The organism is Guyparkeria sp. WRN-7 (assembly GCF_001641825.1).
Lineage (GTDB): Bacteria > Pseudomonadota > Gammaproteobacteria > Halothiobacillales > Halothiobacillaceae > Guyparkeria.
In genome coordinates, this window is sequence record NZ_LRFH01000006.1 from 18105 (window position 1) to 44387 (window position 26283).

16 protein-coding genes are annotated in these 26283 nt (G+C 64.8%); 3 read left to right on the top strand and 13 right to left on the bottom strand.

All coding sequences use genetic code 11. The features are described from left to right. Positions 1 to 48: 48 nt before the first annotated feature. The 6 genes from AWR35_RS04285 to AWR35_RS04310 all read right to left on the bottom strand — a co-directional run bounded on the left by AWR35_RS04285 (position 49) and on the right by AWR35_RS04310 (position 12079). A complete protein-coding gene (locus AWR35_RS04285; RefSeq protein WP_156413931.1) occupies positions 49 to 750 on the bottom strand; it encodes a hypothetical protein in 702 nt (233 codons plus the stop codon). A gap of 106 nt (positions 751 to 856) precedes the next feature. After that, a complete protein-coding gene (locus AWR35_RS04290) occupies positions 857 to 1558 on the bottom strand; it encodes an outer membrane beta-barrel protein (protein ID WP_058574733.1) in 702 nt (233 codons plus the stop codon). A gap of 136 nt (positions 1559 to 1694) precedes the next feature. Continuing rightward, positions 1695 to 2141: a hypothetical protein gene (locus AWR35_RS04295; RefSeq protein WP_058574734.1), complete on the bottom strand. Its 447-nt coding sequence runs from the start codon at positions 2139 to 2141 to the stop codon at positions 1695 to 1697. 426 nt (positions 2142 to 2567) lie between these two features. Beyond that, the gene (locus tag AWR35_RS10735; RefSeq protein WP_156413932.1) at positions 2568 to 2891 is read right to left on the bottom strand and encodes a hypothetical protein; all 324 of its coding nucleotides are present in this window, start codon (positions 2889 to 2891) and stop codon (positions 2568 to 2570) included. Between the two features lie 908 nt (positions 2892 to 3799). After that, the gene (locus tag AWR35_RS04305) at positions 3800 to 10288 is read right to left on the bottom strand and encodes a hemagglutinin repeat-containing protein (protein ID WP_058574735.1); all 6489 of its coding nucleotides are present in this window, start codon (positions 10286 to 10288) and stop codon (positions 3800 to 3802) included. 75 nt (positions 10289 to 10363) lie between these two features. Continuing rightward, positions 10364 to 12079, bottom strand: a complete 1716-nt coding sequence (locus AWR35_RS04310) for a ShlB/FhaC/HecB family hemolysin secretion/activation protein (RefSeq protein ID WP_156413933.1) — start codon at positions 12077 to 12079, stop codon at positions 10364 to 10366. 212 nt (positions 12080 to 12291) lie between these two features. Here AWR35_RS04310 and ppx point away from each other — a divergent pair, with 212 nt between their 5' ends. Genes ppx through AWR35_RS04325 form a run of 3 tightly spaced genes read left to right on the top strand, consistent with a single transcriptional unit; the run spans position 12292 to position 14777 of the window. Then, the gene (gene ppx / locus AWR35_RS04315; RefSeq protein WP_066185070.1) at positions 12292 to 13803 is read left to right on the top strand and encodes an exopolyphosphatase; all 1512 of its coding nucleotides are present in this window, start codon (positions 12292 to 12294) and stop codon (positions 13801 to 13803) included. 12 nt (positions 13804 to 13815) lie between these two features. Next, positions 13816 to 14193: a hypothetical protein gene (locus tag AWR35_RS04320; protein ID WP_058574738.1), complete on the top strand. Its 378-nt coding sequence runs from the start codon at positions 13816 to 13818 to the stop codon at positions 14191 to 14193. Positions 14194 to 14243: 50 nt separating this feature from the next. Next, complete coding sequence (locus tag AWR35_RS04325; RefSeq protein WP_231723555.1) at positions 14244 to 14777, top strand: DsrE family protein; 534 nt, start codon at positions 14244 to 14246, stop codon at positions 14775 to 14777. 64 nt (positions 14778 to 14841) lie between these two features. Here the strand turns inward: AWR35_RS04325 and pgaD are convergent, their stop codons facing one another. The 7 genes from pgaD to dctP all read right to left on the bottom strand — a co-directional run bounded on the left by pgaD (position 14842) and on the right by dctP (position 26059). Next, positions 14842 to 15327 carry a poly-beta-1,6-N-acetyl-D-glucosamine biosynthesis protein PgaD gene (gene pgaD, locus AWR35_RS04330; RefSeq protein ID WP_058574739.1) on the bottom strand — a complete coding sequence of 162 codons (486 nt, stop codon included), beginning with the start codon at positions 15325 to 15327 and terminating at the stop codon, positions 14842 to 14844. A gap of 4 nt (positions 15328 to 15331) precedes the next feature. Next, positions 15332 to 16597 carry a poly-beta-1,6-N-acetyl-D-glucosamine synthase gene (gene pgaC, locus AWR35_RS04335; protein WP_058574740.1) on the bottom strand — a complete coding sequence of 422 codons (1266 nt, stop codon included), beginning with the start codon at positions 16595 to 16597 and terminating at the stop codon, positions 15332 to 15334. Between the two features lie 12 nt (positions 16598 to 16609). Beyond that, positions 16610 to 18646, bottom strand: coding sequence for a poly-beta-1,6-N-acetyl-D-glucosamine N-deacetylase PgaB (gene pgaB / locus AWR35_RS04340; RefSeq protein ID WP_058574741.1), 2037 nt, complete (start codon positions 18644 to 18646; stop codon positions 16610 to 16612). Continuing rightward, on the bottom strand, positions 18646 to 21114 hold the full coding sequence (pgaA, locus tag AWR35_RS04345) for a poly-beta-1,6 N-acetyl-D-glucosamine export porin PgaA (protein WP_082663905.1): 2469 nt from the start codon (positions 21112 to 21114) through the stop codon (positions 18646 to 18648). Before pgaA ends, pgaB begins: the two co-directional genes overlap by 1 nt. Before the next feature lie 90 nt (positions 21115 to 21204). Further along, entirely contained in the window at positions 21205 to 23613 is a 2409-nt protein-coding gene (locus AWR35_RS04350; protein WP_058574742.1) for a phosphoketolase family protein, read from the bottom strand. A gap of 55 nt (positions 23614 to 23668) precedes the next feature. Continuing rightward, the gene (locus tag AWR35_RS04355; RefSeq protein ID WP_058574743.1) at positions 23669 to 24817 is read right to left on the bottom strand and encodes an acetate/propionate family kinase; all 1149 of its coding nucleotides are present in this window, start codon (positions 24815 to 24817) and stop codon (positions 23669 to 23671) included. Between the two features lie 174 nt (positions 24818 to 24991). After that, positions 24992 to 26059: a TRAP transporter substrate-binding protein DctP gene (gene dctP / locus AWR35_RS04360; protein ID WP_058574744.1), complete on the bottom strand. Its 1068-nt coding sequence runs from the start codon at positions 26057 to 26059 to the stop codon at positions 24992 to 24994. Between the last annotated feature and the right edge of the window lie 224 nt (positions 26060 to 26283).

The window sequence follows — 26283 nt, forward strand, 5'->3', positions numbered from 1 at the left end:
CACGAGTGTCGCCGCGTGCTTTCCGACGTTGGGGAAAGCCGTCGAACGTCAGGTCATGCCCATTTCCGTCAACGCCAGCTGGTAGCAGCGATCGACGATATCGTGAGCCGCTTCGTTGACCTGTGCGTAATCGTCCGCCCGCCACTGGTCGAGGGGCATCTTCCGGTCGAACGTGCCGGAGCAATCGATCGTCTTCAGGCGGCGAGCCTGTTCGTCCGTTTTCGTCGACTCGGTCACGTGAACGTCGATGTCGTAGTCAAGCCGGTAATCGCTGCTGGTAAGAAACGACTCGTAACCCAGCTCCCACTTCGCGGCATTCACCGCGATAGCGACTCCGCCGCTTTCGGATGGTGCCTCGTTCTGTGCGAAATATCGGGCCAGACGGTGGGCCAGTGCCCGATCGATGCCGGTGCCCGCCTGGATCAGTTCGGTCTCGGGCAGGGTGCGCGCCATTTGCGTGCCCAACTCGGATGCGATGGCGTGATTGGCCTGCATGCCCTGCATCGTATTGGCGCCGCCCATGTTGGCGGCAGCGGTCGCCGCCATGCTCGCGATGACGGTGTTGGCCACGGCCCGCCCCTTGGTGCGCTCGGCCAGCGCGACCGGTTGTTCCGGTGGCTTAACGTTGACCGCTTGGGAAAGCAGGGCCGAGCGCACCTCGGCGGTGGAGGCCTGCTGCTCGGGCATGCTGGCGCAGGCGGTCAGGGACAGCGCAGCCACTGCGATGGGAAAGGTCTTCCGTGTGTTCATGTTGTTCTCTTCCTGATTGAGAAACTGTGCGTTGGTGTTGGCAAGCACGCATCGGGTCCGGGTGAGAGCAGTGGTCCTTGCCGTGTGTCGTCCCGCGAATCAAGGGCTACAGCCGATACCGGAGCGAAAGTGAGAGCTCGTGAGTGCGAATGTCGGTATTCAGGGGGAAATTCAGCTGCAGGTCGCCATCACGCTCGGACGCATTGATGCTGGACTCCGCCTCGCCGTAGTCGGCATAGGCATAGGAGACATCCAGGGAGAGCTGCTCGCTGATCGGGTAGGTGGCACCCAAAAGCGCCTTCCAGGCGAATCCACCGCTGGTGTTGCTGTCGATCCGGGCGCTGTCGTTCGTGATGGTGAAGCGCCCCATGTCGTGTCGAGCGTAGCCAGCACCGACGCCGACGTACGGGTCGAGTGGCCAGGACGTATCCAGCACGGCGGCCAGGTCCACGAGGCCGAGGACCATGATCGCGGTCGTGTCCAGTTCGGTTCGCCCGACCTCGCCGGAAGGGCTGCCGTCGTCTTCGTAGGTGCCGCTGAGGTCGAGTCCTCCGATGTGGTTCAGGGAAAGCTCCGTATCAAGCCAGTCGGTCAGTCGATAGCCGATACCCAGCTGATAGGCGAGCGAGCCACTGGCATCGAACGCCACACGGTCGGGCGGATCGGCGAGGTCGCCGATGGTGGCCGTCTGTTCCTTGCTATGTGCCCAGCCGATACCGGCCTTGAGGTAGATGTCGTTCACCGCGAAGGCGGGATTGGCGGTGACGATTGCGATCGCCGTCAGTAGAGACAGTGGCAGTTTGTTCATCAATCACTCCTTGATCGATTGCTAGAGGGGAACACGCGCGCCTGACGCCCAGTTGCCTAAGGCATGGCTTGGCGCCGGGCTCGTGCCCGTGAAGAAGAGGGCGCGCCGCTTGTCGGGCGTGGTAGGGAGGGCGGCGTCAGCCGCCTGAGCGCGTGGGAACGAGCTCGAATCCGCGCGACGCGGCGAGGGTGCGCAGCTCGTCTGCCTTCGCGTCACTCGCGGCGAGGCAGACCTCGCGCCCAGCCGTCGCTTCGGGAAGAGGCTTCAGTGCCGCTCGCAGCAGGGCCGTGTTGTTGGCTTCATTCCTGCCGAAGACGAGCACAGGACGTCCCTGCCGATTGCTTAACGCCGCGATCAGTTGTTCCGCCGCCGGGGACTTGCCGGCGAGGCCGTTGACGATGGCGTTGGATAGCGGGTTGTTCGCCACCGGAGCCTCGACCAGCAATAGGTCTTTCTTGCTATCTACCTGGGCCAGGCAGGCCGACAGGTCGTCTTTCATCGAATGGCTGGGGTGAGTGGTGCCGGCGGTGGTGCAGCCGCTGGCGAGCGCGGCAAGTGCGAGGCAAGCAAGGGGCTTCTTCATCAGGTTCACTCCTTTGAACGATGGATTGTGCTGCCAGTCAACGACAGCGGTGCGGGCTCTCCGAGGGATGCTGTTCCCCGGTCTCGAGATCGATGGTGATCAGGGTGGCGTCCGGATGGGACATGCACAGGGCGTTGCGCACGGTGTAGACGTGACGGCCCTCCGCATACCAGACGATGTTCGGATCCAGTCGTTTGCCGGTCTGGTCCTAGGCCTGGATTTCGTAGTTGCCCGACATCGTCAGGCAGCCGGAAAGCAGTGCCCCGCCGCTCACCAGGAGGGCAAAGGTCAGTAGTCGTTTTGGCATGGTCGTTCGTTCCTTGAACGGGTTTGTGACTGAAATGCTCGGTGGGAAAGGCAAACGCCGAAGCGGCCGAAAGCGAGGCAGGGGTCTCTTAAGCTACGTTTCTCCTTGCTCTACAAATGTCATTTGTTTAGTGATTGGCATGATGGAAGGGGCTGGTAGGGCTTGTGATCACAACGACTCATTCCTTTCACTTCATCGATGAATTTATATCCTTTCTCAAGCATGCATTCGTCGACCCTGTGCTGCTGTTCGATGGTCCACGTGGCTTCTCTGTAGCCGCACGCTTTCAGGTCCTGTTTTGTCTGTGGGGTGGACGCGCCTGATTTGCTCCAACGCTCGTACTGGCTCGGTGATGGTTTGTCGATATTTTGCAGACCGCATCCGGCGCTCATTGCTAATGCAACTGTGCATGTGAGTGTGATTGTTGTTCCGGCTGACTGCATGCTAGTTCGCTCCTTGAACGGGTCTGTGACTGCAACCCTAGATGGTTAAGGAAAGGCGGAAGAGGAGGGTGAGGAAAATATTATTAGGACAATCGCTCCTGCTCTCCGGATGTCATTCATTCAGTGATTGGCATGACGGGAGTTTGATCATTCTCGGTGTGTCGCATTTGTGCCGACCTCGAACTGGGTCGATGAATTCGTATCCTTTGCGCAACATGCACTCATCTAAGTGGCGCAAATGCTCGAATGAGGCAATTGCCTCCGGGCTGCACTCACGCAGGTCTTGCTGTTTTGAGTAAACGGTTTCGTCTGGTTTATGCCAACGCTCATTTTCAGTGGGCGCTGGGTCGTCAATTTCGTGCCAACCGCACCCCGCGCAGGCTGCTGTAAAAACAAATATTGCTAACTTGTTCGCCGCCACGCGGGGTGTGTTATTTATTGTGTTTTTCTTTTTTTTGTTTGGCATTTTAGGTTGAGTCATGTGTTTCTAAGGGGGTGTTCGCATGAATTTGTCTGGATCGACCTTATGGTTGTTCCTCCAGATCAACTCTCCACTCTTCTTTTTGATTATATTTCCCCGATGGTAGTGGCAGGCAATTGTTTTCCAGAATGTCCCGCCTCTTGTGCACCAAGGCCGGCCGGATGGGTTGTTTTTGAATTCATATCCTTTTCTGAGCATGCAGTAGTCTGTATAGCTGAAGTAAAGAGAGAAGTTTGCGTTAGGGTGGAGCGACTGCCCTTTTTTGGAGCAGGATGTGATGTCTGATTTTGTCTTTGCGCTAGTTGAGGTCGGCTTTTCCCAAAGCTCGGTTCTTGATGGGAGCGGTTTGTCCATATAGGTTATTACGCAACCGGAAAGCCCTGCCGTAATGCTTACGGCAATAATAAATTTTCTGGGGTTTGGCATGCTAATCATCTCGGCTTGAGCTTGGATAGACGAGGATTGGTTGTCCGATTTGACCAGCCCCCCATACCCTGTCTGTCTGTCTTCTCATAGGGCTTTCGCTGCCATCGGTCAAAAATTTAGGAGGGAGGTCCTTGAAGTAGGCCCCATGTGCATCGCCTAGCGCGGCAGGCTTTCCGCCCGATGGTGGGTTGGCTCCAAAAATGATTCCTATGAGATCACTTTGATGGGTGTTTTGCCGGACCTCCCCCATGCCACGAGTGACGGTATCGATCCTATCTGCCATGCGCTGTGCGTTTGCGGCGGCTCCGTTGAAAAGAACGCTGCGCACGGGTGTGCTGGTCTCGCCGGCGGCTTCTTGCAGCCGGGTGGCATTGCTGGCCGTGAGACTGCCGCGGCTGTGATTGATCTCCACTATGTGGAGCAGCTGCTCACCAGTCCGAGCCGCTCTTTCATTATGCCGCTCGACGGCCTCCCTAATGTCCACGTTGGCATGAGAGGAATTGCTTGCGCCGAAAAGCCATGTCCAACCCGTGAATGCCCGGATCTTGTCGAGTGATGCATAGGCGGACTCGGCCAGCATGTTGGATGTTTCTGGGTTCATGATGGTGTAGATGCCGGTGTCCAGGGCCGCCTCACCGTGCTGTTTTACGGCGTTGCGTAATGCCTCTTCTTTGCTATTGAAGATGCCGTGGTTGAAGAGGTACACGGCTCCGTCCTCGTCATGGGCGAAGTCGTGATTGCTCAAGTCCGTAACAATTTCTGGTTCACAGCCCCTTTGAGACTCATCGCACGCTTTCTGCAGGGCGGCTTTCTTTTCGGCATCATCCGATGCGTAAACCCGATCGCCTATCGCATTCGTGGCTTGCTCGTAGAAGAGATTCTTGAGTTCGCTATTAGCTTTTGCAGCCTCATGCATGGCCTTGGCATCTTGTGGCGTGGCGGCAACATGGGTGTTTTCTGTCTGGTGCAAGAGCGAGGACGCGGTCTCGTCGGCACTGATGCCCGCTCGAGATTCTTGGGCCTGTTTGTCCGCAACAATCAGCAGCCCCTCCTCAATGGCGGAGCGTGTGTAGGCGTTTGACTCGCTTGAGTGGTGGGCATCTCGCGATGTGTTGGCGAGAAGAGCCTTGGCCAAACCATACCTTCCTTGCGTGACCATATCGCTCGAGAGTGAGGTCCCGCTGGCCTTGGCGTAGGCCGATGCCGTGTTCTTCAGGTCCCTCGTGGTGAGGGTGCCTGTGGTCAACCGGTTCTGCTGCGGGTCGGCGGTGCTGGCGATGACGCTGCCGACCAGGTCGGTGGTGCCGGCGACGTCGAGGTCGAAGCCGCCGTTACCGGCCCGGATGGCGCTTTGTTCGGTGACCGACCGGTAGTTCCCGCGGGCTTCGCTCTCTTCTCTCGAATACGAGCCCGAGATGTCCCAGCCACCGATCGGAATGCTCGCGCCGATGCTCTGGTTCTGCTGGTCGGCGAGGTAGTCGCTTTCGTCCTGGGCGCTCGCGATACGGAGCTCGCCGCCGACGTCTGATTGAACCTGTTGCCCGGTCACAACCGCACCCACCAAGGCGGTGTCGTGGCCCGATTGCAGACGAGCGTTCTGGCCGGCCGCGATGTGGGTCAGACGGTGGGAGCGTTTGCTGGCCCGTGTCTCGCCCTCGCCGCGCGCAGCCGACGCAGTGGCGGAAAAGCCCGCGCCGCCGGTGCCCAGGTTGACGTCGATGCCCAGGCTGGCCGACCGGCTGTCGTTTTCGCTTTTCTCGTCGCGCCGGGATTCGGCGGCGAGAAGCTTGATGTCGTCATCAGCCGAGAGGCTGGCGTTGCCCTCGGCGCGGATGTCGCTGCCGCGAACGACGATGTCGCTTTGCCGGTCCCGGCCCGTTGCCTCGATCCGGACATTCCCGCCCGCGGTAATCCGCGAGCCGCGGGCCGTGTCTGCGCGACTTTCGGCGAAGTAGCGATTTTCGCTGGTGCCCATGCTGACGGTGACGCTCACGCCGCCGGCCTGGTCGGCGAGGTTGGCGTCCTCTACGGCGCGACCGGTCTTGATATGGCTGTAGGCATCCATGCCGGCGAGCCCTGCACCGGCGGCCGCCAGTCGTTTCATGCGGCCGCTGTCGGTATCGTCGGCCGCGCGGGTGATCCGCTGGATGTCCTGCGCGGCGTCGATGACCGGGCTGGTCAGCGCGAGCGTCACGCCGCTTTGCTCCATCTCGTGCTCGTGACGGCTCCGCGCCGTCTCTCGCGCCTCATTGATCTCGACTCGCCCGGCATGGATGTCGACGTCGCCGGCCGGGGCCAGCAAGTCACTGCCGGTCTGGCGATAGGTCTCACCGGCCCGGACGTTCACGTCGCCGTCGATGCTGGCCAGCTGCGTCGGTGATGCCGTCTGCTGCATACTCTCGTCGGCGCGGCTGACGCGCTGATGGCCCAGGGTGACCGACAGGCCGCCATTGGAGAACAGCCCCGAGCGGCTTTTCTCGTGGAAGTGGCGGCGGGTCTGCCGGTCGCGCTTTGCGAGTAGCTGGATGTCGCCGCCGGCCTCGACCCGCGTGCCGCTATCCGAGATCACCCGGCTGGCCCGCACGGTCACGTCCTCGCCGGCGGTCAGCGTCACCCGGTCGGCGCCCACGGACGAGGCGATATGTCGCTCGACGGTCCGCGAGTCGAAGCTGCTGCTCACCGAACCGGAGACCAGGCCATCGTCCTCGATTCGGTGCGCTTCTTCCCACCGGCGGGTCAGGCGCCCGCTTGCTAGGCGGATGTCGTTTCCTGCGGTCATCGAGACATGGCCGGAGCGGCTGTCGACCTTGCCGGCGTGTATCGCGATGTCTTCCCCGGCGGTGAGGACAAGATTGTCCCGGGTGTCGATGGTCGTGCCGCGCTCGCGGCTCTGCCCTTGGGAAAGATGGTTGTCCGCGTTCCAGGCCAGGCGCTCGGTCTCACCTTCGGTCGCGGTGGTCAGGCGCAGGTCGCGGCCAGCGGACAACCTGGTGGTGCCATTGCCGTCATGCGCCACCTTGGTGGCTTGCAGAGTGAGGTCACGCCCGGCGGCAACGTCGAGTGCTCCTCGCGATCCGGCGACGGCGAGCTGGCCGGCGTCCACGATCTGGTCGCGGGTGAAGCGGCTCGTTCCGCTGCCCCGTTCGTCGTGGCGGGTGTTTGCCTGGATGGTGATATCCCGGCCGGCCGCCATCGACAGGACGGAGTCGGCGACAACCTCGCCGCCGCGCTGGTGGATGTCGCTGGCCGCGGCGAGATTGACGCGGTTCGCGCGCAGCGAGCCGCCGACGGTCTCGATGCGTTCGGCGGTCAGCTTGAGGACGTCGCTTGCCTGAAGTCGACCGCGGTTGGTAAAGGTCTCGCCGATAGCCAGCTTGATGTCGCGCGCGGCGAGCAGCCCGTGGCTGCTGACTGCGCCTTCGTTGTCGTCGGCAAGATGGAGGGTGGGGACAAGGACGCGCTGTGTCTCCCCATCGATGCGGACGGTCGATTCCTCAAGCCAGACGATATCGGTGGTCAGTTTATCGAGTTGCTTCTCGGACAGCCGCACGCCCGGCGCGATTTCGAGATCGCGGCCATAGGCGATGCCGGCGTCGATCAGTGCCCGGAACTGGGCGTCGTCATCGTTAAAGCCGTTGAGGTGGCGCTGGCCGGTGCGTTCGACCACCTGCTCTCGAACGAGTGCCTGTTCGTAGAAGGCATCGCCGAGCCGCTTCTGGGTATAGGCGGGGTCTCGGGCCAGGGCATCGAGCATCGCCTGTGATCCGTACCACTGGCGGTAGCCGGCAAACCGAGGATCGGTTGCGACCAGAGGGGCGCCAGGCGTGTCGAGCCGGAGGCGGAACAGGCTCGCTTGCGTGAGTTCGGGCAGTGGCGCTTGCCCACCCTCAGAAAGCGACGGCAGTGTATGGGGCGAGGATTTCGCGCCGACCCGGTCGATGTAGGTGACGGTCGGCAGGTCATAGGGGGCGCTGTAAAGCGGGGCGGGATCGTAGGCGGTGGTGCCGTGCCACTCTCGGCAGTGATCCGAGCCCAAAAAGCCGCAGGACTCCACGGTCGTGAAGCTGGCGGTGCCACTCCGCCGGGTAATGTCCTGGCCTTGAGTCGCTTGGTTATCGAGTTCACCGAGGTTTGCTCGCAGTGCATCGCCGGCGATGATTTGGCTGTCGGTGTTGACGAGCTTGTCGCCAACAAGGGTCATGTCATCACCAGACCGGATGGTGGCAGGATCGGTCTTGATCACCTCGGTGTGCGAGGTGACGGCGGTCGCGCGAAACCAAGTGAAATCGGAGATCTCGTGGGGATACCCCTGGCAGTAAACGTTCTCGTCGTAGAGGTTGCTGCAGGTGGCGGCATCGAAGGTGCGCTGGCTTCCTCTGAGCTGTATCCAGGATTCCTGGACCGGTGCCTCGTCTACTTGGGCCGTGACCAGTCCGCCGTTGCGGTTCTCGATCCGCTCGGCCTCGATGGTCAGGGCGCCCAACGCCTCGATGGTCGCGCCTTGGTTGAACAGGTGGCTGGCCGGGGCACCCTGGCGGCCCGTAATGCTCATATCGCCGGCGCTGAGGATCAGGGCGCCGTTGCGATTCTCTAGTTCGTCGATGGCAAGCCGCATCTGCTCTCGGGCGGCCAGGCTCGCGGCCTGCGTGTCGTCGCCGAGATTGCGTAGGGTTGTAGCGGTGACCGAGAGCCGGGTGCCGTAGAGGCGGGCGTCTGGACGGTTGACGACGTCGGTCGCTGTGAGGCTGACCTGTCCGCCGTCGATCAGGCCGCGATTGTCGAGACGGTTTCCGGTGGCGAGATCGAGTTGATCGGCCGTGATCTCGCTGCCGCTGCGATTTTCCACGCTCACGGCATCGATCGTGGAGCTGGCGGCACTCATCCGCCCGTCGTTGATGAGTTGGCCATCGGCGCTCAGGAGAAGATTCCCTCCGGCGATCGTCTCGCCCTCATGACGATAGCTGCCGTGGATTGTTGCCTCGATGTCGCCTTGCGAGAGCCATTGTCCGTCGCCTGCCATCGAGTCGGTCACCAAACTCAGGCCGTGGGTGCCGAAGAGCAGGCCGTCGTCGTTATCGATCTGCCCTGCTTGAACGTTTGCGACTTGGCCCGCGAGCAGTTGGCCGCCTCGGTTGTCGAATGAGCTTGCCGAGACAGTGGCTTCTCCCCCGGACTGAATGCGGCCCATCGTGTTGTCCAGGTCGGCGTCGAGCATCAGGTGAAGATCGTTCCCCGTGCGCAGCTCTCCACGGTTGAGGAAATCAGAGGCGCTCAGGTGCATCGAGTCGACGGCAGTCAGTATCGAGTGGTTGCTCAGTGTCGAGGCGGCTTGTATTTCGAGCGTGCCGTTCGCGTGGATTTCGCCCCGGTTGTCGAGGCGCTCGGCGGTCAGGGTGACATCGCGCTCCGCGAGGATTTGGCCTTGGTGGTTGTTCAGTCGACCGTCGCTAAAAAGCGTTATGTCTTCGCCGGCCTGGAGCGTGCCGCCGTTGTCGATTGAGCTGGCCGAGAGTGTCAGGTCGGCTTGGCTGCCAATATCACCATCGTGATTGGCAAGAGCGCCAGCGCTGGTCACCCTCAATCGGTCAATTGCCTGCAGGGTGCCGCGGTTGTCGATCGAGGTTGCGTTTACTCGAGCGCGCGACTCGGAATGCAAACTGCCTTGATTGACCAGCTGCCCCTCTGCCGTGAGGGCCAGGCCGGCGGAGCCTGCATGCACACTGCCCTGGTTGCGCACGCCGACCCCGTTTTCGTTGGCAACGAGCCGGATTTTGTTGGCATACATTCCACCCAGGAGGGCCGTGTCGATGCTCCACTCCGCGGGTGAGGAGTCGGAGGCCAGCGACTCGACCAGCTGGCCCTTCGGGTCGAACTGGCCGACACCGGTGGTGACGTTGATCTCGTCGGCCCAGATGCCGGCATTGATCTCGACGACCCGTGCGAGCAGGTCGGCCTGTGCCGTTCGACTGGCATCCATGCCGTCGCCCTCGATGCGGATCCGTCCGCCCCGAACTTCCAGGCCGTTCCATTGACCATCCGCGAATCGGGGCTTGCCCGTGGTGAGCATGGCGCGCTCGGCGTTGATGAAGCCGCAGCCGTTGCAGGTGATGCCGGCGGGGTTGGCGATCACGAGGTCGGCCGGGTCACCGCCGATTTCCAGATAGCCGGCCAACTGGCTGGGCTTTGTCGCGCGGACCTCGTTGAGGATCAGGTCGGCGGTGCCGCCTGCCAGAGCCGGGTTGGCACCGACTTGCCCGGCGAGGGTGGTGGCGCTGGTCTCACGACCGTTGTTGAACACCACGCCGGCGGCATCAACGTCGAGTTGCTCGTAGACGTTGTGGGACACGCCATCCGGTGCGGGGGTGGTGATATCAACCACCGCCGTGCCGGCATCGGAACGGTGAATGGTAGGACGATGTTCGCCGCGCGCCTCCGGGTGCGAGCGGATGTCGCTGGCTGCTAATGTCGGCGCGACGAGCATCGCCAGCATCACCGCACTTGACGCTCTATGAGGCGACCGGGTGTGAGGTTCGGGTGTCATGACGGGTCCTTGTCGCGCACGTATTCAGAAATGGATGCCGGCCTGGAAACCGGCTTGGAGCCCCGGATCCGGGTAGGCGGACGGCCGATCCATGGCACGTGCCGCCCAGGCGTCGATCCAGGTGTTTTTCCAGCGCCACTGCAGGCCAAACGCCGCTCCGACCAGGTGCTTGCCGGGCAGGTTTTTCGCCGACGGTCCGCCTACCCGGCCCCCGTCAATGGCGACAAAGGGATGCAGTGGTCCATTGACTTCGATGTGCAGTTCGTTGCGCCAGAAGGCGCCGCGCTCACCGCTGAGCAGTAGCTCGCCACCGAAGCCGCGCACCGAGTGGCGACTGCCGATCGCGAAACGGTCCTGTGGGATCAGGCGGTTGTGATTGAATTGACCGCGTATCCGGCCGCGGTAGCGCAGAGCTTGGTCCCCCAGCGCGAAGGGTGCATCCAGCCGGACGTCGAGCGTGGTGATGTGTGGCCGGGCGGTGCCTTCGCCAAAGCTTTCCTCGGGTGCCCGTCGCGCCCCAAGCATGCCGGTGCCCCAGCGGTGTGTCAGCAAGAGATTTAGAGTGGCCCGACCGAGGAAATGACGATGTTCGATGCCGGTCGAATAGCCCGCCATGCGGCGGTCCTGCACCGTAAGGCGGGTTTCGTTGATGGCGTTGGAATAGGTCTGTAGCCACCCTGTCGCCCTGAGGCGTGTGCGACCGGCCTGAGAACGATGCACCACCCGGGAGATCTCGATTTCTTTTCGCTCACCGTTGCCGCTGTAGCGGTAATCCCGGTCAAGGCCAGCAATGGTCTGGAAATAGGAAAACCGGCTGGCGGTGGCGCCGAAGCGCCAGTAGCCGAAGGGTGCAGAGTAGTGGATGGCGTAGGAGTCGGAGCTTCCCGGGTGGTCGCGGTCTGCCAGGCCCAAGTCGCGGGTGATGCTCGCATAGAACAGGCCGTTGAGGCCGAACAGGTGGTCACCGAACAGTGTCGCCGTGCCCAGGAATCGGCCCGTCGCATCGTTGCCCGAGTCGTCGATGGATAGCGAGACACGCAAGGGGAAGGCTTGTTGCCAGTCGACGACGATGTCGCTTGTACCCGCCGCTTCGCCGGGCTCGATAGCAATGTCGGCGGTGACGCTGTCGAGCCGCTCCAGGTTTTCCAGCCCCTGTTCGATATCGCGCAGGTTGAGGAGTGCCCCGGGGCGTGTCGGAAAGGCCGGGCGTGGTCGGGCACGTTCGCCGGCGGAGGCGCCTGGTCGAATGGCACCGACCCGACCAGGCACGATGATCAGCAGCAGCCGGCCGGTGTCGAGATCTTGGGGTGGAGTGCTCACGCGGCTGGTGATCAGTCCGGTGTCGATCAGTTGTTGCTGGACTTCGCGCTTGATCGCGCGAATGCCCTGCCGGCCTAGACAATCACCGCTGTGCCATCCCAGGCTGGTCAGGGCATTGTTGAGGGCTCGCTCGAAAACCGGTTGGGCATGACCGGACAACCGGATCCGGTCGATTTCGACACAGGGTGTCTCGTTGGCAGGGAGGGTGGGGCTGGGGCGCGTTTCGGGCCCCAGGCGGACGTCCGGGGCGGTTTCGAACCGCTCGCGCAGGTCTTGCTGGCGCTCCTGCTGGCGGAGCGACTCGTCGGTCGGATTGATCGCCTGCGCAGCGGCAGGCGGCGAGCAGGCTCCGGCCAGCGACACGGCGATCCATGCCATGCGCCGGCCGAAGCCGCCTCGGCGGCATCGGGGAAATTCCACGTCTCTCGTCCTTGAGATGGTGTGTGGATGTTCAGTTTGTGCAGGGCAAGCTAATCAATCTGTTCCGCTTTGGCAAGCGCTTGCCCGACAGGGTTTCTGGTCAGAAGCAAAATCGACATAATGCGAGGAGTTGCCGCACTGGCGCGGCATTCAGCCATTCAGACGTTCGCCTTGAACTCCCTGGGGCGGCGCGCAGCCGGGACTCTATGCCCATGCAGGACGGAGATGTCATCGCCTCGGTAGATCTGGGGTCCAACAGTTTTCACATGCTGGTCGCCCGGGTCGAGGCCGGGCAGTTGCAGGTGATCGACCGGATGAAGGAGATGGTCCGCCTGGCGGGCGGTCTCGACGAGCACGGCTATCTCTCGCAGGAGTCGATCGAGCGCGGGCTGGAGTGTCTGCGTCGCTTCGGTCAGCGGCTGGCGGGCATGCGCCGGGGGCGAGTGCGGATCGTGGGGACGAACACCCTGCGGGCTGCGAAAAACGGCTCGACCTTCATCCGCCGTGCCCAGCATGCGATCGGTCACCCGATCGAGATCATCGGCGGGCGCGAGGAGGCGCGACTGGTCTATCTGGGCGTGGCGCACAGCGACGTGCCGGTGGACGGCCGGCGGTTGGTGGTGGACATCGGTGGCGGCTCGACCGAGCTGATCATCGGCGAGCGGTTCGAACCGGTGCGCATGGAGAGTGCGCCGATCGGTTGCGTGCGGCTGACCGCCGACCATTTCAGCGACGGCAAGTACGACAAGACCGAACTGCTCAAGGCCGAGCGCCGCGCGGAGCTGGAGCTGATGAGCTACCAGCGTGCCTACCGCGAGATGGGCTGGGAGCGGGCCGTGGGCAGTAGCGGTACCGCGCGCTCGCTGGCCGCGGTGGCCGAGGCCAACGGCTGGGGCGACGGCGGTCTCACCCTCAAGGGCCTCGATGCCATCCGGGATGCGGTGCTCAAGGCGGGCAAGCTCGGCAAGCTGTCTCTCGACGGGCTTTCCGAGGACCGCAAGCCGGTGTTCGTCGGTGGGCTGGTTGCCATGCGCGCCGTGTTCGAGGCGCTCGGCATCGAGCGCATGGACATTTCCGATGGCGCGCTGCGCGAGGGGCTGATCTACGACTGGGTCGAGCGCCAGGGGTTCGATGACATCCGCGACCTGACGGTCAGCCGGTTGCAGCGCATGTTCAATGTCGACGCGACCCACGCCGACCGGGTGGCGCAGACGGCCGCCACCCTGTGGGAGCAGGTGGAGCCTGCCTGGGGAGCGAGTGGCGACGAGTCCAGCGAGGCGCTGCCGCTGTCGGCGTGGCTGGACGTTGCCGCGCGGCTGCACGAGGTGGGGCTCGCGATCTCGCATTCCGGTTATCACCATCACGGCGCCTACGTGCTGCAGCACGCCGACATGCCCGGCCTGACCCGACTGGCGCAGTCGGCCGTCTCGGCGCTGGTCCACGCGCACCGTCGCAAGTTCAAGCAGTCGCGCTTCGAGCCGCTCGACGAGGATCGCCGGCCCCTGATCATGCGGATGGCCGTGATTCTGCGGCTGGCGGTGCTGTTCCATCGCGATCGTGGCGAAAGCATCCTGCCCGCCGAGCTCAGTCTGTCGGCCAAGGGTGACCGGCTGACACTCAGCTTCGCCGATGGCTGGCTGCAGGAACATCCGCTGACCGCCGCGGATCTCGAGCGCGAGCAGGCCTATGTCGACAACTGCGGCTTCAAGCTGCGGTTTTCCTGAAGGGCTTCCGCCATGCGACTTGTCGTCCCGGTACTGTTTTCCCTGTTGCTTGCCGCCGTCAACGGTAGCGTCGCGGCCAAGAGCGTCGAGGGGCGCTTTGTTGCCTTCGGGCCGGGCAACTGGAGCTGCGAGGATGCCGTGGCCGTGGCCCAGGGGAATCACCCCGGCAGCCAGGGGCGGCTTGACGGGTTCATCGCCGGGTACCTCACGGCCACCAACGTGATCCTGCGCAACACCTACGATATCCAGGCCGGCAAGTCGGATGCGGCGGGCAAGCGTCAGGTGCTCGCATTCTGTCGCGACAATCCGTCGGTCAGGCTGTCCAATGCGCTGGCCGTGCACACCCAGCGGCAATACCCCGACCGCCACAGCGTGCCCAAGCAGGATTGACCATCTGTGGGCTATGCTCCGGGGACTGATTCAAACCCAGGAGCAATGGAATGATGCCCATGACTCGCATGGCGGCACTGCCCGCCTTTCTCGCTCGCCGGACGACTCGTTCGCTGGTAGGTCTGCTGACCGTCGTGGCCCTCTCCCTGAGCATGCTCGCGCCGGCGCAGGCCGACGATACCCAGCGGGTCGTCTACCACGTTGATTTCGCCGACCCGACCCGCTACTCGGCCACGCTGACCTCGATCAACAACCTGATCAACGATGCCGAGCAGACACTCCTGCCCTGGGACGTGCATCTGGTGCTGGTCGGCTACGGCATCCGCTTTGCCACCGATGATCCGCTCGAAGGCACACCCTATGCCGCCGACGAGGCACTCAACGAGCGTCGCGACGAGCTCAAGGGGCGGCTGCAGACGCTGATCGAGATCCGCAACGTCAAGGTGCATCTCTGTGACTTCACGCGACAGGAGATCAACCTGCCCAAGGACAAGCTCTACGAGGGCATCGGGCTGGTGAACTCGGGCGTGGCCAAGATCGCGGATCTGCAACGCGAAGGCTATGCCTACCTGAAGATCCAGTAGCGGCGTACGGCTCGCCACGACGCAAAAGCCCGGCTGGGATGCCGGGCTTTTTTTCGTATGCGGTTCAGTCCGAGTGGTATGCCGGGCGGGTATGCACCGGGCCGGGGGATATCTCGATGATCCCGGCATCCTCGTTGAAGTGCACGGTCACGACGCGGTCGTGTTCGATGGTCTCCGCCTCTTCGGGGGTAATGCCGAAGTGTTTGGCCAGTTGGCGGGTGTCGACGGGGGGCGGGGCGCGGCGGCGTTCGACGTTGTGGAAGCGGAACCAGTTGTAGCCGGCCCAGCTGATGAACACCAAGCCGGCAATGGCGATCACCCCGGCGTAGATCTGCACGGTCTTCAATGTGCCGAGCGGGTCGTCGAGGATGTGCTGCTCGAACAGTTGCACGCCCGTGGCCCAGCCGACCAGCGCAATCAATGGCGTGAACAGATAGATCCAGATCATCCATGCAATCAGGCTGATCACCTGGCCGATACGCCGCTTGCGCGGCGACTCGAGATCCGAGCGCTCGATGATGGTGGGAAGACGGGGGCGAGCATGGCGCATGACGTCAGCTGTCCTCCGGCGGTCGCAGGCCGCGGTCCGGGCTGATCCAGCGGGCGCGTTCGCCGCTGCGCTTGAGAATCGCGCGCGGGACGGCCGCGACCGTGGTGATCATCGACAGCAGCCAGAAGGCTAGCGGGTACCAGATCACCCAGAAGTAGTTGCGGAAGAACCGTCGGTCGGATTCGTAGCGGCGGTCGATCAGCAGGCTGACGAAGAATTGCAGCAGGGCTGTCACGCCCAGGATGACCCCGGCCCACTGCGGCAGCAGACCGGGCGTGCCCCAGCTCGGCGGCAGATCGACCACAAGCCCGATCAGGTAGATCACGATGATCGCGAACATCGCGTAGGCCCAGAGGATGCTGACGACATACTCCAGCGCCACTGCCCAGAGGCGGCGCTTGGTCCAGCGCAGCAGGCCGCCGGTGTGGCGCAGCACGGTCTCGACACCCCCCTGGGCCCAGCGCAGGCGCTGACGCCACAGGCCGACGATCGTCTCGGGCATGTAGATGTAGCAGAGCGCGTTGGGCTCGTAGCGGATGTCCCAGTGGTCGAGCTGCAGGCGCCAGGAGATGTCGATGTCTTCCGTGACCATGTCGCTGGCCCAGTAGCCGATCCGATCCAGCGCGGTGCGGCGGAAGCCGGCAATTACGCCGGAGACGGTGAAGATGCGCCCGTACACCCGCTGGGCGCGTTTGATCAGGCCGATGGTGGCGGAGAACTCGCCCACCTGGAGCTTGCCGAGCAGGCTGCTGCGGTTGAGGATGCGCGGGTTGCCGGTCACCGCCCCGACTCGCGGTCCGGAGCTCAGGTGGAACATCAGCCAGGACACGGCCCGGGGGTGGAGCAGGGCATCGCCGTCGATGCAGACCAGGAAATCGCTGGTTGCCGCAAGGGCGCCGGTGCGCAGGGCGATCGCCTTGCCCTGGTTGGTCGCCAGGTGCACCACGCGCAGCTTGGGGTAGTCGCCGGTGAGTTCCTCGAGGATGCGGCCGGTCTCGTCGCTGCTGCCGTCGTTGACCGCGATCACCTCGAAGTCGGGGTATTCGCTGGCGTGCGCGTAGTGGATCGTGTCGCGAATGTCCTCCGCCTCGTTGAAGCAGGGAATGATGATGCTGCAGCGCGGTGTCTTCTTCGCCGGGGGCGGGTGTTCCGGGTCCGTTCCGTGGTTTCCCTCCCAGTGGAAGTAGTACCAGATACCGCCGATGATCCACACCCACGCCATGATCAGCGGGTAGAAGAAGGCGAAGTCCAGCAGCCAGTTGACGATCATCCCGTTGGTCTCCTATCGCCGATGCGGGAAGGCATTGAGCGACATGCCCTCGTAGGTGGGCTCGAAGCGCGGCCGGTTGTTGAGGAAGTCATCCGGGTAGTAGGCGAGGTTGAGCGCCCCACGGCGGACGAGTTGCTGCATCCAGGCGCGCAGGGTCTCGGCCTCGATCCAGCGCCCCTCGCCGCGCCAGTCACGGGCCTGCAGCTCGAACACCACGTCATCGAAGCCACCAAGCTGGGCCTCGACGGCATCAGCGAGATCCCCCAGCCATTCATTGGCAGGACGGTCGGTGCCGTCCAGCCACGGCATGGCCATGATGGCGACCTCGTCATAGGCCGAGGCGAAGGCCGGCAACGATTGCGCGAAGCGTGCCTCGGCGGATGGGTCGAGCACCACCCGCGCGTAGAGGTTGCGGGCCGTGCGGAAATCGTTGGACTGGTTGACGTGATAACGCAGTCGCTCGATGACGGCGGTGCCGAAGTCGATCAGCGCGCGGGTCTTCTGCCCGGCGTCGAGACGACAGGTGTCCAGCGGTCGGGTGGTGCCCGGCCAGCGGGCCGTCTCGCGGCAGGCGGTCAGATCCTCGTCGGCCGCGAGGTAGGCATCGTCGTGGATCAGCACCCCGGCAATGCCGCTGGCGGCCTTGCCCAGATCGGCGTAGATCTCCCCGACGATCTCGACCGACTCCGGCAGGAACGGGCTCAGGCGTCGATAGTCCCGCTCGGCCGGCACCGGTTGGCCGTCGGCGCCGGGCCGGCTGACCGACAAGCGGCGCTTGCGCTCGGCCTCCGGCAGGTCGAAGGCCAGCAGCGGCATCCAGGCGTAGACACGCACCCCGGCACGCGTGCGCAGCTGCCACGAGACGCGGTTGAACAGATCCGCGCGCATGGGCAGGTGCCGGTTGGGGAAGTACAGCTCGGCGGCATTGCCGTCGCCATCGGGGTCGGCGAACGCCTGCAGGTAGACGCTTTTGACCTGCATGCGCTTGATGCGGTCGAGCAGCCGGCCGAGGTTGGCGTTGGTCTGCTCCGGGTCCGGGTCGTAGACGTAGTCGAGGTCGACATGCACGGCGCGTTGCGGGGCGGGGCCGGCAAGTGCCGGTGCCGTCTCGCGGGCGATCGACATCGCGGTGGGATCGTCGGTGATTAGCAGGCGGCCGTACGCCGGCTGGCCCGGTCGGTTCAGCGGCTCGCTGCCGAGCGAGAACGACCACGGCATGCCGACCTCGGCGGCGATCCGGTCGACTTCGGCGCTGTGGGCGCCATAGGGCCAGACGATCGCGCGCGGTGCCACGCCGGTGATCGCCTCGATGGCGTCGGCGCTGCGTTCGAGGTCGACGCGGATGCGGTTGCGGAACGCCTTGTCGCTCTCGTAGCTGTCGCTGGCCGGGTCGTAGCGGCGGGTGATCGCCGCCGGCTCCATGTTGCCCTGCGGGTTCGCCAGGATGCCGCGATGCAGGTCGTGGCTGTGGCTGGCGAACTCCACCAGGCCGGATGTCTGCATGCGGCGGATCTGCTCGGGCGAGACGAAGCCCGATGCCCCTCGCGGGCGGTCGTTGTAGACCACGGTGCTGGCGGGCGCTTCTTCCCCGGCGGCGGTTGCAGGAGCCTCGGCCGGCCGCTTGACCGCGCCGTAGTCGACCGACGCCCCGCTCCAGACCGTCTGCAGCCAGCCGGTCTGCAGGGCAAACAGGGCCGGGTAGTCGTAGGCCTGCAGCAACGGGAAGACGTGGCTGTAGAGGCTCGACAGGCCGTCGTCGAAGGTCAGCAGAACGGCGTTGTCGGGCAACGGCTCCCCGCCTTGGCGGGCATCGACGATCTGCTGCAGGGAGACCGGATGCCAGTCGTTGGCGGCCATCCAGTCGAACCACTCGGTCAGCCGGCGGGTGCTGACGGCGTAGGGGTCGGCATCGCGCCCGGCGGTCACCTCATCACGCACGTCGTGGTAGCACAGCGCCAGGAACTGGTCGTCAGGGACGCCGAACGGCGACGTCGCGGCGGGGGCCACCAGCGGGGCGAGCATCAAAAGCAGGAACGCGAGCCGGCGCATCAGAAGATTCCTCGGAAGCCGACGGTGCCGTAGAGCCGGCGTTCGCGCTCGCCGTCGTAGGCCGTGCTCTGCCAGCCCACTTGATATTCCACCGACCAGCGGCGGTCGAGTGCCCAGCGATGCCCGTAGCGGGCCTCCACCATCGGATGGCTGCCGTAATCGGCTTGAAGGCCCATGCCGGCTGCCGCGAAGAAGGTCTGCGTGAACGACCGTTCGTACTGCCGCCAGGTGATCCACTCGTGCTCGGCCCGCAAGGTGCCGCTCGCCGAGTAGCGTGGGTTGAAGTAGGGGCCGCCGGGCGAGCTGTTGTGCTGATAGAAGACGTCCGCGCCCACGTTGGTGAGGTGGTGGGCGGAGGCCTGCACCCGGCGCGTGGCGCCGGCCGCCGCCGACCAGCGGCGGTTGCCGTCGTCGATGGTCAGCAGTCCCGTCGTCACGTAGGCATTCAGTGATTCATGGGCTCGCCAGTAGAGCGTGGTCGAGGCGGACCAGCCGGAGAGGCCGGCGTCGTCCGCGCGCAGCGGTGTCTCGATCGAATGGCTGTCCGCCTCGGCCGACAGCTGCCAGTGGTCGTCGAGCCAGATGCTGCCGCCGGCGGCGACGCCTGGGTCCGTGTCACCCAGCCGTTCGCGATCGACGCGCAACCAGAGCTGGCGGCGTAGCGCGGCCCACTCGATGCCGATGCCGACGCGGTCGTGGCGCCCCTTGGTCTGGTCGAAGGTGGCGGTGGTGCGCCGGTGTTCGGCGAATACCCGCCAGTCCTCGCTCGTCCACGCCGAGTTCAGTCGTGCCCGCCAGTTCAGGTCGCGGTTGCCCGTGACCACGCCCGTGCCGCCGCGGGTGCGTCCCACGGTGAGCTCGCCTTCGATCGAGGGTCGGTCGCGATCGGCCAGCTCGTCGGCCTGGCGACGCACGCGGCTGTCGCGCGGGTAGTCGGATTGCAGTCCGGAGAGGATCGCCGCCCAGCGATCGTACTCGCCCAGGTCGCGCGCATTGGCAGCCTGGTTGAGGCGGGTGTCGAGTGCTTCGGGCGCCCAGCTGGCCGCGGTCTGGGTCAGTTGCCGCGAGCGTTCCGGCCAGCCACGCCAGCGGGCAACGCGTGCCTGGGTGTTTCGCAGCCCGGCGTGAGCCGGGGCCCGAGCGACCAGCGTGTCGGCACGGCTCCATGCCTGCGCCTCGTGTTGCCGGTAGGCAGGGTCGAGCGCCCCGAGCTGGTCGACGCCGATTCGTTCCCAGTTCGGTTGGGCTTCCCGTCCGGCCGGCGCAGGCAGCCAGGTCGGTGTGACGGCTTCGGCGTGGTCCAGCAGGTCGGTGGCAGTGGCGTAGTCCTCGTTGGCGAGGTGGGCGTAATAAAGGGCGAGCAACAGGTCGAGGTCCGCCGGTGTGTCGGCGCGGTTGAGGGACTGGTACAGCGGGATGGCCCGCTCTGGCTGGCGCTCGGCGAGATAGGCATCGGCCGCGGCGCGCCGTGCGAACGGCGGGAGGGCGGCGGTCTGGTCGGGCAGTTCCTCGTAGGCGGCAATGGCCTCCGGCATGCGTTCCAGTTGCCGCAGGACGACCAGTCGGTCAAGGCGGGCCCGGAGTCGCTGCGGGTGTCCCGCCGGGGCACGCTCGATAAAGCGATCGATTCGCAGCAGTGCGGCCTCCAGCGCCCGGTTGCGTCGTGCCGTGAGCGGCGTGTCGCTGAGCGCGTCCCGCTGGGCGATGGCGTGGCGGACTGCCGCGGCATTGGCATCCGCCTCGATCTGAAGGCGGGTCGAGGCGGCGAAGCGGTCGGGATGGCGGTTGACCTGGTCGAGGGCGTGCTCGGCGGCGCCGAGCTGCCAGAGTGCCAGGTTCTGTTGCTGGGCCGCGAGCGGGTGGCCGGCATCGATTTCGAGTGCGCGATTGGCGCGGAGCAGGGCTTGTCGTGGCTGGCCCGCGACTCGCAGCCCGTAGGCGATCATTGCCAGCTGCTGCGGCGAGTCCGGCAAGGGGGTGATCGAATCGAGCACCGCGGTGGCCGTGGCCGCGTCGCCGGCCTCGGCGGAAACCACGCCGTAGAGAATGCGCCCGGGAGTGCCCAGCTGGTCGTGCGAGCGGCGCAGGATGGTCGCGGCATCGGCGAAGCGTCGTTCGTCCCGCAGGGCGCCGGCCCAGGCGAGGTGTGCGTACCGTGGCACGGTCTCGGGCGGGATGCCCGCCATGCGCTCACGGATTGCCGGGTTGTCGCCGGCCTGACGGAGCAGGACGATCAGGTCGGCGAGCACCCGGCCGTTGCTCGGATGTTGTTCAGCCAGTCTGCGGAGTTGTTCGATGGCGCGGTCGAGCTGCCCCTGGCCGGCAAGCTCGACGGCTGCGTGCCGCTGTTCGGCAACCGTGGCGGCGCTGACCGGCTGGGCAACGCAGGCGAACAGGCAGACGGCGGTCAGCCATGGGGCGAGCGTGTTGCGCGCGTGCTCGCGAGTGCGGCGTGCATCGCCCTCCATCCTGAAAGTTCCTCTGCCAGATTCGATTCGCCGCATTCTACCGCAAATAAATGCACTTATCTTGCGATTAACATATTGGAATATGGTGATTTAGTGATGATGAGGTGGCTGGCCGTTGGCCGTCAGTGACGGCCAGCGCCAGTCGCGGATTTCCGGCATGTCCTCGCCGTGTTCGCGGATGTAGTGCTCGTGGTCGATGAGGCGCTGCTCGAGTTGCTGACGCAGGTGGGCGCCACGCACCTTGAGGCCGGGCACGCGCTCGATCACGTCGATGACCAGGTGGAACCGGTCGATCTCGTTCTGCACCGCCATGTCGAACGGCGTGGTGGTCGTGCCTTCCTCCTTGTAGCCGCGCACGTGCAGGTTGTGGTGGTTGGTCCGCCGATAGGTGAGGCGGTGAATCAGCCACGGATAGCCGTGATAGGCGAACACCACCGGCCGGTCGAGGGTGAAGATCGAGTCGAACGCCCGGTCGGACAGGCCATGCGGGTGCTCGCTGTCCGGCTGGAGTTTCATCAGGTCGACGACGTTGACCACCCGCACCCGCAGTTCGGGCAGGTGGCGGCGCAGCAGGTCGACGGCGGCCAGGGTCTCCTCGGTGGGTACATCGCCCGCGCAGGCCATGACCACGTCCGGTTCGACACCGTCGTCGTTGCTGGCCCACTCCCAGATCGAGATGCCTGCGGTGCAGTGCTTTATCGCCGCATCCATGTCGAGGTACTGGGGTTCGGGCTGTTTGCCGGCGACGATCACGTTGATGTAATCACGGCTTTTCAGGCAGTGGTCCGTCACCGACAGCAGGCAGTTCGCATCCGGTGGAAAGTAGACACGGACCACGCTCGCCTTCTTGTTGACCACGATATCGATGAAGCCGGGATCCTGGTGCGAAAAGCCGTTGTGGTCCTGGCGCCAGACGTGGCTGGTCAGGAGATAGTTGAGCGACGGCACGGGCGCACGCCAGGGAATCTCCCGGCTGGTGTCCAGCCACTTGGCGTGCTGGTTGAACATCGAGTCGATGATGTGGATGAAGGCCTCGTAGCAGGCGAACAGGCCATGGCGGCCGGTGAGCAGGTAGCCCTCCAGCCAGCCCTGGCAGGTGTGTTCCGAGAGGATCTCCATCACCCGCCCGTCGCGGGCGAGATGCTCGTCGGTGGGCAGGATCTCGCCGTGCCAGGCCCGGTCGGTGACGGAGAAGACGTCATCGAGCCGATTGGAGCTGGTCTCGTCGGGACCGAACAGGCGGAAATTGCGTGTCCCGCGGTTCTTCTCGATCAAGTCGCGCAGGAAGCGTCCCATGGCGCGAGTCGATTCGGCCTTGGCCTGACCCGGGGCCTCGACCGGGACGGCGTAGTCGCGGAAGTCGGGCAAGTCGAGCGGCCGGCACAGCAGCCCGCCGTTGGCATGCGGGTTGGCGGACAGGCGTCGGGCATCGACCGGGGTGCGCGCAGTGAGCCAGTCGAGGGGGCGACCCTGCTGGTCGAACAGTTCCTCGGGGCGGTAGCTCTTCATCCAGGATTCGAGGATCCGGAGGTAGGCAGGGTTTTCCCGGACGTGCTTCATCGGGACCTGGTGGGAGCGCCAGGTGCCTTCCACCGGCTCGCCGTCGATCTCCTCTGGGCCGGTCCAGCCCTTGGGCGTGCGCAGCACGATCATCGGCCAGCGGGGGCGGGTGGTGTCCCCGTCTTGGCGGGCACGTTGCTGGATGGCATGAATGTCGTCGAGGGCCCGGCCGAGTGTCTCGGCCATCGCCGGGTGCATCGTCTCGGGGTCGTCTCCGGAAACAAAGTGGGGCTCGTAGCCGTAGCCGCGCAGCAGCGCCTCGAGTTCGTCCTCCGGGATGCGGGCGAGCACGGTGGGGTTGGCGATCTTGTAGCCGTTGAGGTGCAGGATCGGCAGCACCGCGCCGTCGCGGGCCGGGTCGAGGAACTTGTTCGAATGCCACGAGGTGGCCAGCGGGCCGGTCTCGGCTTCGCCGTCACCGACCACCGCGCAGACCACCAGGTCCGGGTTGTCGAAGGCCGCGCCGAAGGCATGCGAGAGCACGTAGCCCAACTCGCCACCCTCGTGGATCGAGCCCGGGGTCTCCGGAGCGACGTGCGAGGGGATGCCGCCGGGAAAGGAGAACTGCCGGAACAGGCGGCGCATGCCGGGCTCGTCGCGGCTGATGCGCGGGTAGGTTTCCGAGTAGGTGCCGTCGAGCCAGGCGCTGGCCACCAGGCCCGGACCGCCGTGGCCGGGACCGGTCAGGTAGATGGCGTCGAGATCGCGCGCCACGATCTGGTGATTCATGTGCGCGTAGATGAAGTTGAGTCCCGGCGTGGTGCCCCAGTGTCCCAGCAGGCGTGGCTTGATGTGCTCGGGGGCCAGTCGCTCGCGCAGCAGTGGGTTGTCGAGCAGGTATATCTGCCCGACGGACAGGTAGTTGGCCGCTCGCCAGAAACCGTCGATCGATTCGATATCGCTTGGTTGCATGGCGTGTTTCTCCGTGGCTCGGGGCATGCGATGCCGTTGCGTGCTCTGAAGAACGAGAACAGACGGGTGTGTCGGTCCGGTGTCAGGCGAGCGCCCGGACCTGCTGGATCATTTCCCGTTCCTCGTCGGCGGGAACCACCCAGATGCCGGCCGGGCTGTGGGGCTGATGGAGGGCTCGCGGGCCACCGATGTTGCGGCGGTTGGCGCTGATGTCGAGCGCGAGGCCCATCACGCCCAGCCCCTCGCAGACCGATTCGCGCACCACCGGGTCGTGCTCGCCGACGCCGCCGGTGAAGACCAGCGCATCCAGACGGCCGAGATTGACCAGATACCCGCCCAGGTAGTGACGGATACGATGGATGTACATCGACAGGGCCGTGCTCGCCGCTTCGCTGCCCGAGTCGATCGCCGCATGGATTTCCCGCAGGTCGCGGGTGCCGCAGAGCCCTTGCAGGCCCGACTGGTGGTTGAGCAGGTGATCGACCTCGTCGCTGGACAGGCCGCCGCGCCGTTCGAGCACGCCGGGGATCGCCGGGTCGAGATCGCCGGCGCGGGTGCCCATGACCAGGCCCTCGAGCGGGGTCATTCCCATGGACGTGGCCATGCTGTGTCCGCCACGGATGGCCGTGACGCTTGCGCCGTTACCCAGGTGCATCACGATCAGGTTGAGCCGTTGCGGCGGGTGGTCGGTCGCGTCTGCCAATTGTCGCAGGGCGTTGGCCACCGACAGGCCATGGAAGCCGTAGCGACGGATGCCCAGCTCCTCCCGGCACCAGCCGGGCAGGGCGTAGTTGCGTGACGCGGGCGGCAGGTCCTTGTGGAACGCCGTGTCGAACAGCGCGTAGTGTGGCGTCTCGGGAAAGCGCTCGCGGGCTACCTCGATGCAGGCGGTGGCAATGGGGTTGTGCAGTGGGGCGAGCGGTTCGATCTCGTGCAGGGCCTCGATGACCGAGTCGTCGATGCGGGTCGGGGCGTGGAAGCGTTCGCCACCATGGACTACCCGATGCGTGATGGCCTCGAAGGGGCCGGCATCACTTGTTGGCAGGGCGGAGATCAGCTCGTCCAGGGCGCGCGCATGCGCCGAGCCCAAGGGCGCGTCTCCGTCGGCGAGCTCCTCGGCGGCACAACTGTGGCGGCAGTTGCCAGCCGCATCGAAGACCGCGAGCTTGAGTGAGGACGAACCGGCATTGATGGCCAGCCAGCGTCTCTGACCTTGTTCGTCTCCGGTCATCGGTTCGGTCCTCTTGATGTGCGCTTTTCCGGTGATCGGTGGTTGTCTCAGACCAATCGTAGTCCGGAATCTTGATATTTGTCAGTGGCTTGTCGGGCGCGTTCTGATAGGAACGCCGCGAACACAAAAAAGGCGCGCCGTTGGCGCGCCTTCGGGTTGCGTGAGGAGGGAGGCTTACTCGCTGTTGCCCTCGGCCACGGCTTTTTGGATCGCGTTGAGGATTTTCTCGCCGCGCGGGCCGGCCAGCTCGACGTACTGGTCGAATACCGGCTCGACACTAGCCCGGAACGATTCCACCTGGTCGGCGGTCAGGTCGATGAACTCGATGTCGCTCTTCGACTTGATCTCCTCGGTGGCGTTGGCGTTGAGCTCCTTCTGTACATCCCAGATGTACGGGTCCAGCTCCTTGATCGTCTCCTTGACGCTTGCCTGCATGTCTTCCGGCAGGCCCTCGAGGAAGCCCGGGCTGGTGATGACGGTGGAGACGAACTGGGCATTGCGCGCCTCGATCAGGTAGTCCTGCACCTCGTAGAAGCTCATGTCGCGGATGGCGAACATCGGCTGCGTCTGGGCGTCGATCTGGCCACGCTGCAGGCCGCCGTAGATCTCGGAGTACGCCATCGGCTTCGGGTTGGCCCCGTAGCCCTCGTAGGTGGCGATCAGCAGGTCGGACGGCTTGACGCGGATCTTCACGCCCTCGAAGTCGGACGGCTGGGTGATCGGCTTGTTGGCACTCCAGACCATCCAGCCCTCGGGGATGATCGACAGCAGCTCGAGGCCCTTCTCGTTGTAGGCCGCGCCCAGCTGTTCGTAGACCACCGGGTTGCTGGCGAAGATTTCCTTGTTGACCGAGTCATCCTGGGAGAACAGGAAGTGCAGGGTGAACACCTGGGCCTCCGGGATGGTCGAGCCGACATGGCCCGCCGAGGCGAAGGCGAACTGCATGGTGTTGTTCTGAATCTGCTGGGTGATGTCCTGCGAGCTGCCGAGCGTGCCGTAGGGGTAGATCTTGATGTCGACGTTTTCGTGCTCGCTTTCGATCAGTTCCTTGAACTTCTCGGCGTATTTCCATTGCACGCCGCCCTTGGTCTCCTCGAGGGCGAAACGCCAGACCTGCTCGCCTTCACCGGACTTGGCCTCGTCATCGGAGGACTGACCGCAGCCGGTCAAGGTCAGGCCAGCTGCCATCGCCATGGCGCCCATCCAGAGGGCGCCCTTGTGAAGGAATCGCTTGCTTTCCATCTGTCTCTCCCTGTTTTTGCTTTTCGTTCATGGGGGCGCTCGCCCCGGAGCAGTGGCGAGCGCCGCGATCCCTTGACCTTAGCACGTCGAGCGCGCGCCGCCGTTGGACAGCCGGATGAACGCGCGACTACACTCCGACGGCATGTTGCGTCACGCGAATCGTTCGGGACGATCGCCGCCGCCGATCGGCGGACACCCCGCTGTCCCGTCTCGCCGACCGCCGG

Bases quoted from the DNA above. Each gene is read 5' to 3' on its own strand.
- AWR35_RS04285 (WP_156413931.1), bottom strand. From the start codon at position 750: ATGAACACACGGAAGACCTTTCCCATCGCAGTGGCTGCGCTGTCCCTG.
- AWR35_RS04290 (WP_058574733.1), bottom strand. From the start codon at position 1,558: ATGAACAAACTGCCACTGTCTCTACTGACGGCGATCGCAATCGTCACC.
- AWR35_RS04295 (WP_058574734.1), bottom strand. From the start codon at position 2,141: ATGAAGAAGCCCCTTGCTTGCCTCGCACTTGCCGCGCTCGCCAGCGGC.
- AWR35_RS10735 (WP_156413932.1), bottom strand. From the start codon at position 2,891: ATGCAGTCAGCCGGAACAACAATCACACTCACATGCACAGTTGCATTA.
- AWR35_RS04305 (WP_058574735.1), bottom strand. From the start codon at position 10,288: ATGCTGGCGATGCTCGTCGCGCCGACATTAGCAGCCAGCGACATCCGC.
- ppx (WP_066185070.1), top strand. From the start codon at position 12,292: ATGCAGGACGGAGATGTCATCGCCTCGGTAGATCTGGGGTCCAACAGT.
- AWR35_RS04320 (WP_058574738.1), top strand. From the start codon at position 13,816: ATGCGACTTGTCGTCCCGGTACTGTTTTCCCTGTTGCTTGCCGCCGTC.
- AWR35_RS04325 (WP_231723555.1), top strand. From the start codon at position 14,244: ATGATGCCCATGACTCGCATGGCGGCACTGCCCGCCTTTCTCGCTCGC.
- pgaD (WP_058574739.1), bottom strand. From the start codon at position 15,327: ATGCGCCATGCTCGCCCCCGTCTTCCCACCATCATCGAGCGCTCGGAT.
- pgaC (WP_058574740.1), bottom strand. From the start codon at position 16,597: ATGATCGTCAACTGGCTGCTGGACTTCGCCTTCTTCTACCCGCTGATC.
- pgaB (WP_058574741.1), bottom strand. From the start codon at position 18,646: ATGCGCCGGCTCGCGTTCCTGCTTTTGATGCTCGCCCCGCTGGTGGCC.
- pgaA (WP_082663905.1), bottom strand. From the start codon at position 21,114: ATGGAGGGCGATGCACGCCGCACTCGCGAGCACGCGCGCAACACGCTC.
- AWR35_RS04350 (WP_058574742.1), bottom strand. From the start codon at position 23,613: ATGCCCCGAGCCACGGAGAAACACGCCATGCAACCAAGCGATATCGAA.
- AWR35_RS04355 (WP_058574743.1), bottom strand. From the start codon at position 24,817: ATGACCGGAGACGAACAAGGTCAGAGACGCTGGCTGGCCATCAATGCC.
- dctP (WP_058574744.1), bottom strand. From the start codon at position 26,059: ATGGAAAGCAAGCGATTCCTTCACAAGGGCGCCCTCTGGATGGGCGCC.